This window comes from Pseudomonas sp. RC3H12 (assembly GCF_018596375.1).
Taxonomy (GTDB): domain Bacteria; phylum Pseudomonadota; class Gammaproteobacteria; order Pseudomonadales; family Pseudomonadaceae; genus Aquipseudomonas.
In genome coordinates this window covers 2,229,547-2,249,517 of sequence record NZ_CP075595.1, presented here as the reverse complement: position 1 = coordinate 2,249,517, position 19,971 = coordinate 2,229,547, and the positions used below count along the sequence as shown (strand labels likewise).

2 protein-coding genes (1 of these 2 only partly in view) are annotated in these 19,971 nt (G+C 69.9%); both read left to right on the top strand.

All coding sequences use genetic code 11. The annotated features are described in order from the left end of the window. Positions 1–5,440 carry the final stretch of a non-ribosomal peptide synthase/polyketide synthase gene (locus KHO27_RS26335; protein ID WP_214501735.1) on the top strand. 20,006 nt of this gene lie to the left of the window's left edge, so the window shows 5,440 of its 25,446 coding nt (coding positions 20,007–25,446); its start codon lies beyond the left edge, outside the window; it ends in the stop codon at positions 5,438–5,440. Then, on the top strand, positions 5,437–19,971 hold the full coding sequence (locus KHO27_RS10345) for a non-ribosomal peptide synthetase (protein ID WP_214501734.1): 14,535 nt from the start codon (positions 5,437–5,439) through the stop codon (positions 19,969–19,971). The genes KHO27_RS26335 and KHO27_RS10345 overlap by 4 nt, the downstream gene beginning before the upstream one ends.

The following is a 19,971-nucleotide window of genomic DNA, read 5'->3' as shown; positions in this document are numbered from 1 at the left end:
GCGTCACGACGTGGTGTTCGGCACCGTGCTGATGGGCCGCCTGCAGGGCGGCGAGGGCGCCGACCGTGCGTTGGGCGTGTTCATCAATACCTTGCCGTTGCGCATCGACACGGCCAAGGGGGCCAGTGACGCGGTGCGGCTTACCCACCAGCGGCTGTCGGCGCTGCTTGGCCATGAGCACGCGTCGCTGGCCTTGGCCCAGCGTTGCAGTGGCGTGGCGGCCTCGTCGCCGTTGTTCAGTGCGTTGCTCAACTACCGTCACAGCCCGGTTGATGTGACCGCGGCTGATAGCGACAGCTTCCAGGGCATGCATCAGCTGGGCGGCGAGGAGCGCAGCAACTATCCGTTGACCCTGAGCGTGGATGACCACGGCGAAGGCTTCACCTTCAGTGTGCTGGCCCTGTTGGGTATCGGCGCCGAGCGGGTCGCGGGCTGGATGAACTCGGCGGTGGCCGGGCTGGTCCTGGCGTTGGAGCAAGGTGGCGCGGTGCAGGTCGACACATTGCCCATCCTCGATCACACAGCGCAGGTCCAAGTGCTCGAAGGCTTCAATGCCACGGCTGCGAGCTACCCGAAAGGCCACACCGTGCATGCGTTGGTCGAGGCCCAGGCGCCCGAGGCGCTGGCCGTGGTACAGGGCGAGGTGAGCCTGAGCCATGGCGAGCTGAACCAGCGCGCCAATCGTCTGGCCCATTACCTGATCAAGCGTGGCGTGGTCCTGGGGGATCGCGTGGCGCTGTGCCTGCCGCGCGGTCCGCAGCGGCTGGTGGCGATGCTGGCCGTGCTCAAGGCCGGCGCGGCCTATGTGCCGGTCGATCCGGGCTATCCGGCGGAGCGCATTGGTTATCTGCTCAGTGACAGTGCGCCGACGCTGGTGCTGGTCGAATCGAGCACTGAGTCGCTGGTGGGCGAGGTGGCCAAGGTGGCGCTGGATGGCGATGACTGGGCTTATGAAGCCGACAGCAACCCCGTCGTTACCGGCCTGGACGAGCATCAGCTGGCCTATGTGATCTACACCTCCGGTTCCACCGGCCAGCCCAAGGGAGTAATGGTCGAGCACCGCACCCTGGCTAACCTGGTCCACTGGCATTGCCAGGCCTTCGACCTGGGCGCCGGCAGCCACACCTCCAGCGTCGCCGGCTTCGGCTTCGACGCCATGGCCTGGGAGGCCTGGCCGGCGCTGTGCGCCGGGGCGGTGCTGCACCTGCCGCCGGCGCAGATTGGCGGCGAGCACGTGGACGAACTGCTCGACTGGTGGCTGCAGCAGCCGCTGCAGGTCAGCTTCCTGCCGACCCCGGTGGCCGAGCAGGCGCTGCGCCGCGAACGCCAGCACCCGACCCTGCGCACCTTGCTGGTGGGCGGCGACCGTTTGCGCCAGTTCGACCGTGATCCGGGCTTCGTGCTGGTCAACAACTACGGCCCGACCGAGACCACGGTGGTCGCGACGTCCGGTCAACTTCAGCCGGGTGGCGCGCTGCATATCGGCAAGCCGACCGCCAATACCCGTGTCTATGTGCTGGATGCGCAGCGCCAGCCGGTGCCGGTCGGCGTGACCGGCGAGCTGTACATCGGTGGCGCGCAGGTCGCCCGTGGCTACTTCAACCGCCCCGACCTCACCGCCGAGCGTTTCCTCGACGACCCGTTCGCCGCTGGCCGGATGTACCGCAGCGGCGACCTGGTGCGCTGGAACGCCGACGGCACCCTGGAGTACCAGGGGCGCAACGATGACCAGGTGAAGATTCGCGGTGTGCGGGTCGAGCTGGGCGAGATCGAGGCCGCGCTCAAGGCCCAGCCGGGCATCGCCGATGCCGTGGTGCTGGTGCGCGACGAGCGCCTGCTGGCGTGGTTCACCGAAGCGGCAACGGTCGATATCGAGCGCTTGCGCGAGGGCTTGCAGGCCAGCTTGCCGGCGCATCTGCTGCCGCAGGCCTTGGTCCGCCTGGACGCACTGCCACTGACCAGCCACGGCAAGCTGGACCGCAAGGCGCTGCCGGATCCCGACCCCTCGGCCCTGGTTCGCCACGCCTATGTCGCGCCGACCGGTGCTTCCGAGGTGGCAATAGCCGCGATCTGGGCCGAAGTGCTGGGTATCGAGCAGGTCGGTCGCCACGACAACTTCTTCGAACTCGGTGGCCACTCGCTGCTGGCGGTGACCCTCACCGCGCGCCTGCGCCAAGCCGGTCTGCAGGCCGACGTGCGCACCTTGTTCGGCCAGCCGACGGTGGCGGCGCTGGCGGCGACCCTGGGCCAGGGCCGCCGGGTCGAGGTCCCGGCCAACCGGATCCCGGCCGGCTGCACCCAGATCACCCCGGACATGCTGCCACTGGTGGAACTGGAACCGGCCGCCATCGAACGCATCGTCGCCATGGTGCCGGGCGGCGCGGCCAACGTGCAGGATATCTACCCGCTGGCGCCGTTGCAGGAAGGCATCCTCTACCACCACCTCAGCTCGCCGCAGCACGACCCCTACGTGCTGGCCTCGCGCATGGCGTTCGCCAGCCACGAACGCCTGCACGCCTTCGTCGATGCCCTGGGCAAGGTGATCGCCCGCCACGACGTGCTACGCACCTCGGTGCTGTGGGACGGCCTGCCCCAGGCGGTGCAGGTGGTGTGGCGCCAGGCCGCTCTGGCGGTGTTCGAGGTGGAGGATGAAGCCGCGGTGCCCCACGCCCTGGCCCTGGAGCAGGCCCCGCTGGTGCGCCTGTACCACTGGTCGGACCCGCAAGGTCCAGGGTTGCTGGCCGCGTTGCAATTCCACCATATCGTCCTCGACCATACCGCTCTGGATGTACTAGGCCGCGAGCTGGTCGGTTACCTGCAGGGCGCAGCGGTGCCCGCCGGGCAGGGCGCGCCGTATCGCAACTACGTGGCCCAGGCGCGCCTGGGCGTCAGCCAGGCCGAGCACGAGGCGTTCTTCCGCGAGCAACTGGGTGATATCGACGAGCCGACGCTGCCCTACGGCCTGGGCGACGTGCAGGTCGATGGCCAGGGCATCGAGGAGGCCCAGCTGTGGCTGGACGAGACCCTGTGCGCAGACCTGCGGCAACAGGCCCGGCGGTTGGGTGTCAGCGTCGCCAGCCTGTTCCACCTGGCCTACGGCCGTCTGCTGGCCGCCACCAGCGGCCGCGACAGCGTGGTGTTCGGCACCGTGCTGCTGGGCCGGCTGGAGGCTGGCGAGGGCGCCGAACAGGCCTTGGGCATGTTCATCAACACCCTGCCGCTGCGCCTGGACCTGCGCGCCACGACCCTGCAGGAGGCGGTGCATCAGACCCAGCAGCGCCTCAGCGCCTTGCTCGCCCACGAACATGCGTCGCTGGCCCTGGCCCAGCGCTGCAGCGGCGTACCGGCGCCGGCGCCACTGTTCAGCGCGATGCTCAACTACCGTCACGGCACCCAGGCGGACGAGGCCCAGCGCCTGGCGCTGCAGGGTATCGAGACCCTGCAGAGCAATGAGCGCAGCAACTATCCGCTGAGCCTGAGCGTGGACGACATCGGTGCAGGCTTCCGTCTGGTGGCCCTGGCCCCGGCGGCGGTCGGCGCCGCGCGGGTCTGCGGGCAACTGCGGCAGGTGCTGCAGGCCATGGTCGAAGCGCTGCCACGCGAGCCACGCCAGGCGTTGCTGCAACTGCCGGTGCTGTCGCTCGATGAGCGCTGTCAGCTGGTGCACGACTGCAACCGCACGGCGCGGCCTCACGAACTGACCCAGACCCTGCAGGCGCTGTTCGAGGCCCAGGCCCTGGGTACGCCCGAGGCCGTAGCCATCTGCGCGGAGCAGGGTGAGCTGAGTTATGCCCAGCTCAATGCCGAGGCCAACCGCCTGGCCCATCACCTGATCGCGCTGGGTGTGAAACCCGACGACCGGGTGGCGATCTGCGTCGAGCGCGGCCTGCCGCTGGTGGTCGGCCTGCTGGCGATCCTCAAGGCCGGTGGCGCCTACGTGCCGCTCGACCCGGACTATCCGGCCGAGCGCCTCGGCCACATGCTCGCCGACAGCCAACCGCGGGCGTTGCTGGTGCAACAGGCCACCCGCGCCCTGGTGAGTTCGTCGGCGACATTGGTCGACCTCGATCAGCCGACTTGGGGCGACCTGCCGGACAGCAATCCGCAGGTGCCTGGCCTGACCTCGCAGCACCTGGCCTATGTGATCTACACCTCCGGCTCTACTGGCGTGCCCAAGGGCGTGATGGTCGAGCACCGCAACGTGGTCAACCTGGTGCACTGGAGCGCCGGGCTGTTCCCGAGCGAAGGCGCGGTGCTGCACAAGACCCCGGTGAGCTTCGACGCCTCGGTGTGGGAGCTGTTCTGGCCGCTGTGCAGCGGGTTGCGCCTGGTATTGGCACGCCCGGATGGCCAGCGCGACCCGCAGTACCTGGCGGGGCTGATCGAGCGGCAGCAGGTCAAGGTGGTGCAGTTCGTGCCGGCCTTGCTGCAGCAGTTCCTCGACGAGGACGCCAGCGCCGCCTGCGCCAGCCTCACCGACATCGTCTGCGGTGGTGGCGAGCTCACCGAAGCCCTGGCCCGCCAGGTGCGCGAGCGCTTGCCGCAGGTGCGCCTGCACAACGTCTATGGCCCCACCGAGACCACGGTGGATTGCAGCGTCTGGACCCTGGAAGCGCGGGATCCGTTGCCGACGGGTGCATTGCCGATAGGCCGGCCGATCGACAACACCCGCTTGTATGTGCTGGATGCGCATGACCAACCGGTGCCGTTCGGCGTTGCCGGTCAGTTGCACATCGGCGGGGCCGGGGTGACGCGGGGCTACCTGGGCTTGCCGGAGCAACAGGCCGAGCGTTTCATCGCCAGCCCGTTCGTGCCAGGTGACCGCTTGTACCGCAGCGGCGACTTGGTGCGCCAGCGTCCCGACGGCGTATTGGAGTTCCTCGGCCGCACCGACCACCAGATCAAACTGCGCGGCCTGCGCATCGAACCGGGCGAGATCGAGGCCTGCCTCACTCGTGTGGCCGGGGTGCGCGAAGCCGTGGTGCTGGTGCACGACACCCAGCCGGCCGGCCCGCGCCTGGTGGCCTATGTCACCGGCGACGTGCCGCCGGCCGAGGCCTTGCGCGAAGCGTTGCTCGGGCAACTGCCGGAATACATGGTGCCCGCACTGTTCATTCCGCTGCCGGCCCTGCCGCTGACCGCCAACGGCAAGCTCGACCGCAAGGCGCTGCCGGCAGCGGACCTGCCGAGCCGCGACTACGAGGCGCCGGCCGGCGATACCGAACAGCTGCTGGCGCGGATCTGGAGCGAGCTGCTGGGCGTGGAACGGGTAGGGCGCCATGACAACTTCTTCGAACTGGGCGGCCACTCGCTGCTGGCGGTGACCCTCACCTCGCGCCTGCGCGAAGCGGGCCTGGAGGCCGACGTGCGCAGCCTGTTCGAACACCCGACGCTGGCAGGCTATGCCGCCATCACAGACAGAATGGAGATCGTCCTGTGAGCATCAACGAACTACTGGCGACACTGACCGCCAACAATGTCCAGCTGGCCCTCAAGGATGGCCAACTGGTGGTTCAGGGCAATCGCCAGGCCCTGACCGACACGGCCCTGGTGGCACGCTTGCGCGAGCACAAGCCGGCGCTGGTCGCCCTGCTGGAGCGCGGTGAATACGTGGCGGCGCGCCAGGGCAGCGTCGAAGTGCCGGAGAACCGCATCCCCGCCGATTGCGAGCGCATCACGTCCGCCATGCTCAGCCTGGCCGACCTCGACCAGGACAGCCTCGACCAGCTGGTCGCGGCCATCCCCGGCGGGGCGGCCAACGTGCAGGACATCTACCCGCTGGTGCCGCTGCAACAGGGCATGCTGTTCCACCACGCCAGTGCCGGCGAGCATGATCCCTATGTGATGCAGGCGCGCTTCGTGTTTGCCGACAGCAGCCGGGTCGAGGCCTTCGCCCAGGCGCTGCAAGGGGTGATCGAGCGGCACGACATCCTGCGCACCTCGGTGCACTGGAAGACCCTGGAAACGCCGCTGCAGGTGATCTGGCGCAAGGCCCGGCTGCGTGTCGTGCAACTGGCTCCCGGCGCGTTGCCCGACACTGGCTTCGACCTGACCCAGGCCCCGCTGATCCGCCTGCAGTGCCAGGCGCCGGAGCCCGGCGGGCAGGTCCACGCCACCCTGCAGTTCCACCACGTGGCCATGGACCACAGCGCCCTGGAAGTGGTGCGCCACGAAATGCTCGCCTTCCTGCTCGGCGAGAGTGCCCATCTGGGCCGGCCGGTGCCGTTTCGCAACCACGTGGCCCAGGCCCTGCTGGGCGTGAGCGAGGCCGAGCACGAGGCGTTTTTCCGCGACATGCTCGGGGGCGTCGATGGGCCGACCCTGGCCTATGGCCTGGGCGATGTGCAGGGTGACGGCGCGGCGCTGGACGAGCACGCCCTGGATCTCGACCTGGCGTTGTGCCGCGACCTGCGCAGCCAGGCGCGCAGCCAGGGGGTGAGCGTCGCCAGCCTGTTCCACCTGGCCTGGGCACGGGTGCTGGGTGGCCTGACCGGGCGCGAGCAGGTGGTGTTCGGCACCGTGCTGATGGGGCGCCTGCAAGGTGCCGAAGCCACCGACCGGGCGCTGGGCATCTTCATCAATACCTTGCCGCTGCGGGTCGACCTGGATGCCGCTGACCTGGCCACGGCAATCAAGGCCACCCACCAGCGCCTGAGCACGCTGATGCGCCACGAGCATGCGCCCCTGGCCCTGGCCCAGCGCTGCAGCGGCGTGGCGGCACCGACGCCATTGTTCAACGCCTTGCTCAACTACCGCCACAGCGCGTCCTCGGGTTCCGAGGCGGTGCGCCGGGCAGGCTGGGCAGGTATCGAGATCGTGCATGCCGCCGAGGCCACCAACTACCCGTTGACCTTGAGCGTCGACGACTTCGGCGAAGCCTTCCGCCTGACCTTGCTGGCCAGCCCCGATGTGCCGGCGCAACGCGTCTGCGCCTATCTGGAGCAGACCCTGCGCAGCCTGCTCGCGGCCTTGGTGCAAGCACCCGCTGTTGCCGTCCGCGCGTTGCCGATGCTGCCGGACGAAGAGCGCGAGCACATACTGGGAGCCTTCAACCAGACCCCTGGCGCCACAGATACTCATGGGCCGTTGCACCGGCGCATCGAGGCCGTGGCCCAGGCCCATCCGCAGGCCCTGGCCGCCACCTGTGACGACCAGTCGCTGAGTTACCAGCAGTTGAATCGGCTCGCCAACGCCCTGGCCCATCAGCTGATCGGCCTGGGCGTGCGCCCCGACGACCGGGTGGCGGTGTTCGCCCGGCGCGGCCTGGACACCCTGGTCGGCCTGCTCGCGGTGCTCAAGGCCGGCGCCGCCTACGTGCCGGTGGACCCGGCACACCCCGACGAGCGCGTGCGTTACCTGCTGGATGACAGCGCGCCAGTGGCCGTGCTGACCCAGCAGGCGCTGCGCGGCCGCCTGGGCACAGGCGCGGTGCCGGTGCTGGCACTCGACCAGCCGGACTGGCCGGCGCGCTGTGACGATCCCCAGGTGAGCGGCCTGAGCCCGGCGCACCTGGCCTATGTGATCTATACCTCAGGCTCCACCGGCCAGCCCAAGGGGGTGATGGTCGAACACCGCAACCTGAACAACCTGGTGGACTGGCACTGCCGCGCGTTCGACCTGTGCCAGGGGCGTCACACCTCGAGCCTGGCCGGCTTCGGCTTCGACGCCATGGCCTGGGAAGTCTGGCCGGCGCTGTGCGCGGGGGCGACCCTGCACCTGGCCCCGTCCAGCGAAGGCCACGAAGACCTTGACGCGCTGCTGGCCTGGTGGCGCGCCCAGCCGCTGGATGTCAGTTTCCTGCCCACGCCGGTGGCCGAGTATGCCTTCAGCCACCAGCTCGAACACCCGACCCTGCGTACCCTGCTGATCGGCGGCGACCGCCTGCGCCAGTTCAACCGCACCCAGACCTTCGCCGTGGTCAACAACTACGGCCCCACCGAGACCACCGTGGTGGCCAGCTCCGGCGTGGTGGAGGCGGGCGGCGCCCTGCACATCGGCGGCGCCGTGGACAACGCCCGCCTGTACGTGCTCGATGCGTACCTGCAGCCCGTGCCCCTGGGTGTGCCCGGCGAGCTCTACATCGGCGGCGCCGGGGTCGCCCGCGGCTACCTGGACCGTGCGCAACTGACCCGCGAACGCTTCCTCGACGACCCGTTCAGCACGACACTCGGTGCACGCATGTACCGCACCGGCGACCTGGTGCGGTGGCTGGCCGACGGCACCCTCGATTACCTGGGCCGCAACGACGACCAGGTGAAGATTCGCGGCGTGCGCATCGAACTGGGTGAGATCGAAAGCCGCCTGAACGGCTTGCCGGGCATCGGCGAGGCGGTGGTGGTGGCCCGCGAGGACCAGCCCGGCCAACCGCGGCTGGTGGCCTACTTCACCGCCCAGGCGGGCCTGGAACCGGCCCAGCCTGAGCAACTGCGCGGGCAGTTGCTGGCCCATCTGCCGGAATACATGGTGCCGGTTGCGTATGTGTCGCTGGACGCACTGCCCCTGACCGCCAACGGCAAGCTCGACCGCCGTGCGCTGCCGGCGCCGGAACGATCGGCCCTGTTCGAGCACACCTACGTGGCTCCCGAAGGCAAACTGGAAGAGGCCCTGGCCCAGGTGTGGGGCGAGCTGCTGCACGTGGAGCGGGTTGGCCGGCATGACCACTTCTTCGCGCTGGGCGGGCATTCGCTGCTGGCCATGCGCATGGTTTCCCAGGTGCGGCTGCGCCTTGGCGTGGAACTGGCCCTGGCCGACCTGTTCGCCAATCCCGAGCTGGCGGCGGTGGCTCAGGTGCTGGCCGGCGCCGGGCGCAGCGAGCTGCCAGCGCTGGTCGCGGTGCCTCGGGAGCAACCCTTGCCGCTGTCGTTTGCCCAGCAGCGCCTGTGGTTCCTCGCTCAACTGGAAGGCGGCAGCCAGGCCTACAACGTGCCGCTGGCGTTGGGCCTGCGCGGAACACTGGATGCCGACGCGCTGGAGGCCGCCTTGCTGCGCATCGTCGCGCGCCACGAGAGCCTGCGCAGTCGCTTCGTGCCCTGTGGCGACAGTGCCGAGGTGATCATCGCCGCGCCCCCGCAACCCGGCTGGTTGCAGCGCCGGACGCTGGCACCGCAGGCACTGGCCGGGCACCTGCGCGACGAGGCCGCCGCCCCCTTCGACCTGACGACGGGGCCGTTGCTGCGGGCCAGCCTGCTGCGCCTGGGTGAGGCGCACCATGTGCTGCTCCTCACCGTGCACCATATCGTCGCCGATGGCTGGTCCCTCGGCGTGCTGACCCGCGAATTGAACGCGCTGTACCCGGCGCTGCGTGAGGGCAAGGACGACCCGCTGCCGGCGCTGGCCATCCAATATGGCGACTACGCCGTGTGGCAGCGGCGCTGGCTGGCCGGTGAGCAACTGCAACGCCAGGCCGACTATTGGCGCCAGGCCCTGGACGGCGCGCCGACGCTGCTGAGCCTGCCCAGCGACCGGCCACGACCGGCGCGCCAGGATTTCAGCGGCGCCAGCCTGGCGCTGCAGCTGGATGCGCGCCTGGGGGCCGGCCTGCGGGCCTTGGCCCAGCGACACCAGGTGACGCTGTACATGGTTATGCTCAGCGCCTGGGCCGCCACCCTGGCCCGGCTGTGCGGGCAGGCCGAGGTGGTGGTGGGCTGCCCGGTGGCCGGGCGCGGGCGCGCCGAACTGGAGCCGTTGGTCGGCCTGTTCGTCAATACCCTGGCCCTGCGTATCGATACCGCGGGCGCGCCGAGCACCGAGCGCCTGCTGGCGCAGGTCAAGGCCCGCCTGCTCGACGCCCAGGCGCACCAGGACCTGCCCTTCGAGCAGGTGGTGGAGATCGTCCGGCCGGCGCGCAGCCTCGGCCATACCCCGTTGTTCCAGACCACCCTCAACTGGCTGGCCACCGAGGGCGCCGCGCCGACCCTGGCGGGGCTGCAGTTGGAAGGCGTGGAACAGGTCGGCCAGGTAGCCAAGTTCGACCTGTCGCTGAGCATGGGCGAGCAGGGCGAGGCACTGGTCGGCAGCCTCGAGTACGCCACAGCACTGTTCGATGAAAGCACCGTGCGCCGTTTCGCCGGGTATCTGGACAGCATGCTGCGCGCCATGGTGGCCAATGACCAGGCGCCGCTGGCCGAGGTCGAACTGGTGGGCGGGGCCGAGCGCAAGCGCCTGCTGGACACCTTCAATCGCAGTGCCCTGGCGTTCCCGAACGGGCAGACCGTGCATGGCCTGGTCGAGGCCCAGGCGGCCCGCGCACCGCAGGCACTGGCCGCCAGCCAAGGCGACATGCCCCTCTCCTATGGCGAGCTGAACCTGCGCGCCAACGCCCTGGCCCATTACCTGATCGGGCAAGGTGTCGGCCCCGACGAGCGGGTGGCCGTGGTGGCCCGCCGAGGCCTCGACACCCTGGTGGCGTTGCTGGCGGTGCTCAAGGCCGGTGGCGCCTACGTGCCGGTGGACCCGGCGCACCCGGACGAGCGGCTGCGCTATCTGCTCGAGGACAGCGCCCCGGTGGTGGTGCTGGCGCAGCAGGCGTTGCTGGTGCGCCTTGAAGGGCTGGGCGTGGCGGCGCAGGCACTGGACAGGCCGCACTGGCCGGAGCGTGCGGACAACCCCGAGGTCGCCGGCCTGCAGGCCAGCCACCTGGCCTACGTGATCTACACCTCCGGCTCCACCGGCCAGCCCAAGGGCGTGATGGTCGAGCACCGCACCCTGGCCAACCTGGTGCACTGGCACTGCAAGGCCTTCGAGCTGGGCGCGGGGGATCACACCGCCAGCGTCGCCGGCTTCGGTTTCGACGCCATGGCCTGGGAAGTATGGCCGGCGCTGTGCGCCGGGGCGGTGCTGCACTTGCCACCAGCGCAGTTGGGCAACGAGCAGCTCGACGGTCTGCTGGCCTGGTGGCTGGAGCAACCCCTGAAGGTGGCGTTCCTGCCGACCCCGGTGGCCGAGTACGCCTTCACCCAGGGGCTGCGTCATCCGACCTTGCGCACCTTGCTGATCGGCGGCGACCGCCTGCGCCAGTTCACTAGCGACCCCGGCTTTGTCGTGGTCAACAACTACGGCCCCACTGAGGCGACCGTGGTCGCCACCTCGGGCCTGGTGCTGCCGGGCGGCGTGCTGGACATCGGCCGGCCGATCGCCAATGCCCGCGTGTACCTGCTGGATGATGCGCGGCAGCTGGTGCCGTGCGGTGTGGCCGGCGAACTCTACGTGGGCGGAGCCGGTGTGGCGCGCGGCTACCTGAACCGCGCAGACCTGAGCGCCGAGCGTTTCCTCGAAGATCCGTTCAGCGAGGTGCCCGGCGCACGCATGTACCGCACTGGCGACCTGGCGCGCTGGAATGCCGACGGCACCCTGGACTACCTGGGCCGTAACGACGACCAGGTGAAGGTGCGCGGCCTGCGCATCGAACTGGGGGAAATCGAGGCGCAGCTGCTCGCCCTGGAGGGGGTCGCCGAAGCGCTGGTGGTGGCCCGCGAGGACCAGCCCGGGCAGCCGCGGCTGGTGGCCTACTACATTGCCGGCGCCGAGGCGCAGCCGGTCGGTACCCTGCGTGCCGCGCTGCAACAACGCCTGCCGGCCTACATGGTGCCGGCGGCGTGGGTACAACTGGATGCCTGGCCACTGACCGCCAACGGCAAGGTCGACCGCCGGGCCCTGCCGTTGCCCGAGCGCGAAGCGGACAGCCAGGCCTACGAGGCCCCGGCAGGGGCCTTGGAGGTTGCCCTGGCCGAGCTGTGGTGCGAGCTGTTGCAGCTCAAGCGGGTGGGGCGTCAGGACCGCTTCTTCGAGTTGGGCGGTCATTCGCTGCTGGCCATGCGCATGGTGGGCCAGGTGCGCACGCGGCTGGGCCTGGAGCTGTCGCTGGGCGAGCTGTTCGCCGACGACCGCCTGCTGACGGTGGCGGCGACCCTGGCCGAGGATCGCCACGACGTGCTGCCGGCCATCGAGCCGGCGCCGCGCGGCCAGTCCCTGCCGCTGTCGTTCGCCCAGCAACGGCTGTGGTTCCTGGCGCAGATGGACGATGCCAGCGCCGCCTACCATATTCCCCTGGGCCTGGCCTTGCGCGGCCCGCTGGACCGCGAGGCCCTGGAGCGGGCGCTGGAGCGCATCGTCGAGCGCCACGAGAGCCTGCGCAGCCACTTCACCCAGACAGGCGCCGAGGCGCGGGTACGGGTGGCGCCCGGACGGGGCGGCTTCGCCCTGGCCTGGCATGACCTGCGCGGCGCGGCGCAGCAGTTGCCCGAGCTGATGCAGGCCGAGGCGATGCTGCCATTCGACCTGGCGCACCAGCTGCCGGTGCGCGGCCGCCTGCTGTGCCTGGCGGCGGACCACCATGTGCTGTTGCTGACCTTGCACCATATCGTTGCCGACGGCTGGTCGATGGGGGTGTTCACCCAGGAGCTGGCGACGTTGTACCAGGCCTTCAGCGAAGGCCGCGACGACCCGCTGCCGGCGCTGGCGATCCAGTACGGCGACTACGCCCTGTGGCAGCGTCGCTGGCTGAGCGGTGAGGCCTTGCAGCGCCAGGGCGACTACTGGAGCCAGGCCCTGGCCGGTGCGCCGGTGCTGCTGACCCTGCCCACCGACCGGCCACGACCGGCCCGTCAGGACTACCTGGGCGACCGCGTCGAAGTGCGCCTGGACCGGCGCCTGAGCGAAGATCTACGAGCGCTGTGCCTGCGTCATGGGGTCACCCCGTTCATGCTCTTCGCCGGCGCCTGGGCGGTGTTGCTGGCGCGCCTGTCCGGCCAGGCCGAGGTAGTGATCGGCACCCCGGTGGCCAACCGCCGCCAGGCTGAGGTCGAGGGGCTGATCGGTTTGTTCGTCAACTCCCTGGCGCTGCGTATCGATACCTCCGGCAGCCCCGATGTCGGCGCGCTGCTGGCCCGGGTCAAGGCCTGTGTGAGCCAGGCCCAGGATCATCAGGACCTGCCGTTCGAACAGGTGGTGGAACGCTTGCACCCGCCGCGCAGCCTGGCCCACACACCGCTTTACCAGGTATCGCTGGCGTGGAACGGTGTGCCGGGCGAGGCCCTGCGCCTGGGTGGGCTGCAGCTGGAGGCGCTGGGTGGCACGCAGACCTTCGCCAAGTTCGACCTGACCCTGAGCCTGGGCGAGACCGCCGACGGCTACGGCGGCGCCCTGGAGTTCGCCACCGCGCTGTTCGACCGGGCGACCATCGAGCGGCACCTGGGTTACCTGGAGCAACTACTCTGGGCGATGGCGGGCAGCGACCAGGCCGTGCCGGCGAAGGTCGAGCTGCTCGGCGCCGCCGAACGTCGCCAGGAACTGGTGGCCTGCAACGCCAGCGAACGGATCGGCGGCCTGCAGCAACCGCTGCACGCGCTGTTCGAGGCGCAGGTGGCGCGTACGCCGCAGGCCATCGCGGTGCAGGCCGAGGACGGGCAACTGACCTACGCCGAATTGAATGCGGCGGCCAACCGCTTGGCCCACCGCCTGATCGAACAGGGCGTGGTCGCCGACAGCCGGGTCGCCGTGTGCCTGGCGCGGGGGCCACGGTTGCTGGTCGGGCTGCTGGCGGTGCTCAAGGCCGGTGGCGCCTACGTGCCGCTGGATCCGGGCTACCCGGATGAGCGCCTGGCGTACATGCTCGAAGACAGCGCGCCGCTGGCGTTGCTGGTGGATGCCGCCAGCAACCGGCGCTTCAGCGACAGCCCGGTGGCGCGGCTGGACCTCGACCAGCCGGACTGGACCGAGCAGTCGCCGGACAATCCACAGGTGCCGGGCCTTGGCGCCCGCCACCTGGCCTACGTGATCTACACCTCCGGCTCCACCGGCACGCCGAAAGGGGTGATGGTCGAGCACCGCAGCCTGTGCAACCTGGTGCACTGGAGTTCGCGGCTGATCGCCCCGAGCGCATCAGGTGCGCTGCTGCACAAGACCCCGGTGAGCTTCGATGCGTCGGTATGGGAGCTGTTCTGGCCGCTGTGTGCCGGCCTGCGCCTGGTGCTGGCGCGCCCGGATGGCCAGCGCGACCCGGACTACCTGGCGGCGCTGATCCAGCGCCAGCGGGTCAGCGTGGTGCAGTTCGTGCCCGCGCTGCTACAGCAGTTCCTCGCCCTGGAGGCCAGCGCGGCCTGCGACAGCCTCACCGATGTGGTCTGTGGCGGTGGCGAGCTGACTTCGGCGTTGCTGCGCCAGTTGCGCGAGCGCCTGCCGCAGGTGCGGCTGCACAACGTCTACGGCCCCACCGAGGCCACCGTCGACTGCTGCGTCTGGACCCTCGAGCCCCGGCAACCCGTGCCCGAAGGGGCGCCACCGATCGGTCGGCCGATCGCCAACACCCGCCTGTATGTGCTCGACAGCCATGGCCTGCCGGTACCGCGGGGCGTGGTGGGCGAGCTGTACATCGGCGGCGTCGGCGTGGCGCGTGGCTATCTGGGCCTGCCGGCGCTGGAGGCCGAACGTTTCGGTGCCAGTCCGTTCGTGGTCGATGAGCGCCTGTATCGCAGCGGCGACCTGGTGCGTCGTCGCGCTGATGGCGAGCTGGAATTCCTTGGTCGCAACGATTTCCAGGTGAAACTGCACGGTCTGCGCATAGAGTTGGGCGAGATCGAGGCCTGCCTGGCCAGCCATCCGGGTGTGCGCGAAGTGGCGGTGCTGCTGCGCGGTGAGCGCTTGGTCGCCTGGTTCACGGCCGACGATGCCGTGCCGGGCGTGGCGGCATTGCGCAAGCATGCCCAGGCGCGCTTGCCGGACTACATGGTGCCGTCGGCCTATGTGGCATTGCCGGCCATGCCATTGACGGCCAATGGCAAGCTCGACCGCCAGCGTCTGCCCGACCCTGGTGCCGACGCGGTGCTCAGCCGTGCCTACGAGGCGCCGCAAGGCGAGGCCGAGCGCCATCTGGCGGCGCTATGGGCCGAGTTGCTCAATGTGCCCAGGGTAGGGCGCCAGGACCATTTCTTCGAGCTCGGTGGCCACTCGCTGCTGGCCGTGACCCTGATCGCCCGCTTGCGCGCCGAGGGCCTGGACGCGGACATCCGCGTGCTGTTCGCCGAACCGACCCTGGCCGCCGTGGCCGCGACCCTGGGCCAGCATGGCGGAAGCCGGGTGCCGACCAACCGCATCGGCAGTGATTGCCGGAGCATCACGCCGGACTTGCTGCCGTTGGTGGCGCTGGAACAGTCGCACATCGAGCGGATTGTCGACCAGGTGCCTGGCGGTGCCGCCAATGTGCAAGACATCTACCCGCTGGGGCCGTTGCAGGCGGGGATCCTCTATCACCACCTGGCCAGCGAGGGTGACGATCCCTACCTGCTGCAGGCGCGTTTCGCGGTGGCCGATCAGGCCCGGTTGGAGGCGTTGCGCCAGGCGCTGGACCAGGTGATCGCCCGGCACGACATCCTGCGTTCTTCGTTGTACTGGGAAGGTCTGGCGCAGCCGGTGCAGGTGGTATGGCGCCAGGCGGCGTTGCCCGTGCAGGAACTGGCCGCGGATGAGCCGATCAGCCTGCGCCTGGACCTGACCCGCGCGCCGCTCCTGCGCCTGGTGCACCGCCAGGACCCGAGCAGCGGGCGGATCACCGCCACCTTGCTGTTCCACCACCTGGTCATGGATCACGTGGCCCAGGACGTGTTGCGCGCCGAACTGGAGGCCTGCCTGCTCGGCGAGCAGCTGCGCTTACCGCCGCCGGTGCCGTACCGCAACTACATCGCCCAGGTGCTGCAGGGTGCCGGCGAGGCCGAGCATGAGGCGTACTTCCGCGAGCAGTTGGGTGATATCGACGAGCCGACCCTGGCCTACGGTCCGCATCCGCTGGCCCACGCCGACGCCGTGGCCGAAGCCCAGCACTGGCTGGACGACGAGCTGGCGCGGCGGGCCCGCGAACAGGCGCGGCTGCTGGGTGTCGGCGCGGCCAGCCTGATGCACCTGGCCTGGGGCCTGGTGCTGGGGCAGTTGTCGGGGCGCGACAGCGTGGTGTTCGGCACCGTGCTGCTTGGTCGCCTGCAGGGCGGTGAAGGCATGGAGCGGGCCTTGGGCGTGTTCATCAACACCTTGCCGCTGCGCCTGGACGTGGGCCGCCTGCCGGTACGTGAGGCGCTGCTCGACACCCACCGCCGGCTGACCGGGCTGTTGGTGCACGAGCATGCGCAACTGGCCCTGGCGCAGCGCTGCAGTGCCTTGCCGCCCGGTGCGCCGCTGTTCAGCGCCTTGCTCAACTACCGCCACAGTGCCGCCGCGCTGGCCCATGACACTGCCAGTGGGCGTGCCTGGCAGGGCATCGAGCTGCTGCATGCGCAGGAACGCAGCAACTACCCGCTGGCCCTGAGCATCGACGACCTCGGGGAGCGCTTCAGCCTGACCGCGCAGTGCGCGGCGGGCCTGGACGCCCGGCGTCTGTGCGGTTACCTCGAGCAGGCTCTCGCACACCTGGTTGAGGCCCTGGCACATGATCCCGAGCAAGGCCTGGAGCGGCTGGACATCGTGCCGGCCGAGGAGCGTCGCCGATTGCTCGGCTACAACGCCACGCAACGCGACTACCCCAGGTCGGTGCCCGTGCACCGCCTGTTCGAGCAACAGGTGGCGCGCCATCCGTTGGCGCTGGCGGCGCTGCATGATGAGCGCCAGCTGAGTTACGCCGAGCTGAATGAGCAGGCCAACCGCCTGGCGCACTGGCTGATCGGCGAGGGGGTGGCGGCCGGCGATCATGTGGCGATCCTGCTGCCTCGCTCGCTGCCTTTGCTGGTCGCGCAGTTGGCCGTGCTCAAGTGTTCGGCGATCTACGTGCCGCTGGACATCAACGCCCCGGCCGAGCGCCAGGCGTTCATGGTCCAGGACTGCCAGGCGGTGATGCTGCTGACCCTCGGCAGCCTGGCGGCCGATTGCGAGACGCGGCGCATCGACCTGGACTGCCTGGCGCTGGACGAGCAGCCCACGCACAACCCGGGCCTGGCCCAGGAGGCCGACGCGGTGGCGTACGTGATGTACACCTCCGGCTCCACCGGCACGCCGAAAGGGGTGCGGGTGACCCATCGCGGCATCGCCCGGCTGGTGCTGAACAACGGCTATGCCGACTTCAACGCCACGGACCGTTTCGCCTTCGTCGCCAACCCGGCGTTCGACGCCGCGACCATGGATGTCTGGGGCGGCCTGCTCAACGGCGGCCAGGTGCTGGTGATCGACCACCAGACCCTGGTCGAGCCGGCGCAGTTTGCCGCCGCCCTGCGCCAGGGCGGCGCCAGTGTGATGTTCGTCACCACGGCGCTGTTCAACCAGTATGTGCAACTGATCCCCGAAGCCCTGGCCGGGCTGCGCATCCTGCTGTGCGGCGGCGAGCGCGGCGAGCCCGCCAGCTTCCGCGCCTTGTTGGCCCGGGCGCCGCAGTTGCGCCTGGTGCACTGCTACGGGCCCACCGAGACCACCACCTTCGCCACCGCCAGCACGGTGCGGGCGCTGGTCGACGGCTGCGAGCACGTGCCCATCGGTGGCCCGATCGGCAACACCACGGCCTATGTCCTCGATTGCCACGGGCGCTTGCTGCCCGAGGGCGTCACCGGCGAACTGTACATCGGCGGCGACGGCGTCGCCCTCGGCTACCTGAATCGTCCGCAGCTGACCGCCGAACGCTTCCTCGACGATCCATTCGCCGCAGGTGCCGGGGCGAGGTTGTACCGCACCGGTGACCTGGGCCGCTGGCGCGAGGATGGCCAGTTGGAATGCCTGGGCCGCACCGACGACCAGGTGAAGATCCGCGGCTTTCGCATCGAGCTGGGCGAGGTCGAGCAACACCTCACCCAGTGCCCGGGCCTGGAAGAGGCCGTGGTCATGGCCCTGCGCCTGGAGCAGGGGCCGTTGCGCCTGGTGGCGTGGTACACCCGTACCGACATGGCCCTGGACGGTGCGGCGCTGCGTGCTTTCCTGCGCGATCGGTTGCCGGAGTACATGCTGCCGGCGGCGTTCGTCGCACTTGAGGCGCTGCCGCTGACCAACAACGGCAAGGTCGATCGTCGGGCCCTGCCACTGCCGGGCGCGCAGGACCTTGCCGTGGCGGTGTTCGAGGCGGCGGTGACTCCGGTGGAGCAGGCCTTGGCGGCGCTGTGGGCGCAGGTGCTCGAGGTCGAGCGAGTCGGGCGGCATGACAGCTTCTTCGAGCTGGGCGGGCATTCGCTGTCGGCGATCCGCCTGGTGGGCGAGATGCGCCAGGCTGGCCTGCACACGACCCTGGCCCAGTTGTTCCAGCACCCGACCATTGCCGCCCTGGCGCCGCTGCTCGACGAGGTGACGGCCGAGGACGAGGCGCAAGGCCTGCTCACGGTGCGTGCCGCAGGCAGCCAGCCTGCGCTGTTCCTGATCCATGAGTTCAGTGGCCTGGACCTGTATTTCCCGGTCCTGGGGCGGCATATCGAAGGTGATTTCCCTATCTATGGGCTGGCCGGCGTCGCCGTCGGGCAGGTGCAATTGAACACCATGGAGTGCCTGGCGGCGCGCCTGGTGCGGCAGATTCGCGCCGTACAGCCACACGGGCCGTATCGCTTGGCCGGCTGGTCGTTCGGCGGTGTGCTGGCCTACGAGGTAGCGGCGCAATTGCTGGGTGCGGACGAGCCGGTGGCCTTCGTCGGCCTGATCGACACCTACGTGCCGCGCCTGAGCGACCAGGGCAAGACGCGCTGGCAAGGGCCGCACCTGGTGCAAGCGCAGTTGCTGCTGCATTGCCGCGTGCACTGGCAGGCGCAGGGCGAGGCGGGGACTACGCAACTGGCCGAGATCGAGGCGTTGCAGCCGGGCGCATTGCCCTTCGAGGCACTGCTTGCCCACTGCCGTGAGCGGCAGTTGCTGGTGCCCGGCCTGGCCCAGGCCAGCGATGGACAGTTGCGTCACTTCTTCGAGCGTCACCTGGCCCATGGCCATGCCCTGGCTCACTATCGCCTGGCGCCGTTGCCGGTGCCGCTGCACTTGTTCATCGCCGAACAGCGCAGCGCCGGTATCGTCACCGACAGCCCGAGCCTGGGCTGGGCCGAGGCCTTGCCTGGGCAGGAGCTGAAGTGCCTGAGCGTGCCGGGCGATCACCAGAGCATGGTGCAGGACCCGCAAGCCGCCGTGCTCGGCCAGGCCATCGCCCAGGCGATGCAGGCCGCGTCGGCGCTCGCGCCGGCGGCGCACCAGCCGCTACTGGCAATCCAGAGTGGCGTGCCGGGCCATGTGCCGGTGTTCTGCGTGCCGGGCGCCGGCGACAGCGTGACCAGCTTCATCGGCCTGGCCGAGGCGCTGGGGCCGGACTGGCCGGTGCATGGCCTGCAGGCGCGTGGCCTGGCTGCGGGTGAAGTGCCCCATTGCTCGGTCGAGGTGGCCGCAGCGTGTCATGTCCAGGCCATCGAGGCGTTGTATCCCGAAGGGCCGTTGAACCTGGTCGGGCACTCGTTCGGTGGCTGGGTGGCCCATGCCATGGCGATACGCCTGCAGGCCAAGGGGCGCGAGGTGCGCTCCCTGACCCTGATCGACAGCGAGGCGCCGGGGGCGGGGGGTAGTTGCGGCAAGCCGTACACCTTTACCCAGGCCCTGCAGCGGCTTGTCGGGTCGTTGCAACTGTCCACCGGCAAGACGTTGGGCATCGAACCTGTAGCCTTCGCTGAAACCGACGATCAGGAACAGCTGCGTCAGTTGCACGCGGCGATGGTACGGGGCGGCCTGATGCCGTCGCGCTCTTCGCCGCAGGCGCTTGAGGGCGTGGTGCGAACCTTCGCCACGGCGCTGCGCACGGTGTATCGCCCCGAGGGTGGATTCGATGGTCTGGCGCGGCTGGTGCTGGTGACCGATCCGAGCCTGGACGCGGCCGGCAACCAGGGCGAGCAACAGGTGATGGAAGACGGCTGGCGTGAATGGCTGCCGCAGTTGGAGGTGTGGCAGGGGCCAGGCAACCATTTCAGCATCCTCAAGGTGCCGGATGTGTTCAGCCTGGCCGCCTGGTGGCATGACGGGCAGGCCCTGTATCGCAGCAGGGTGAAGCAGTAA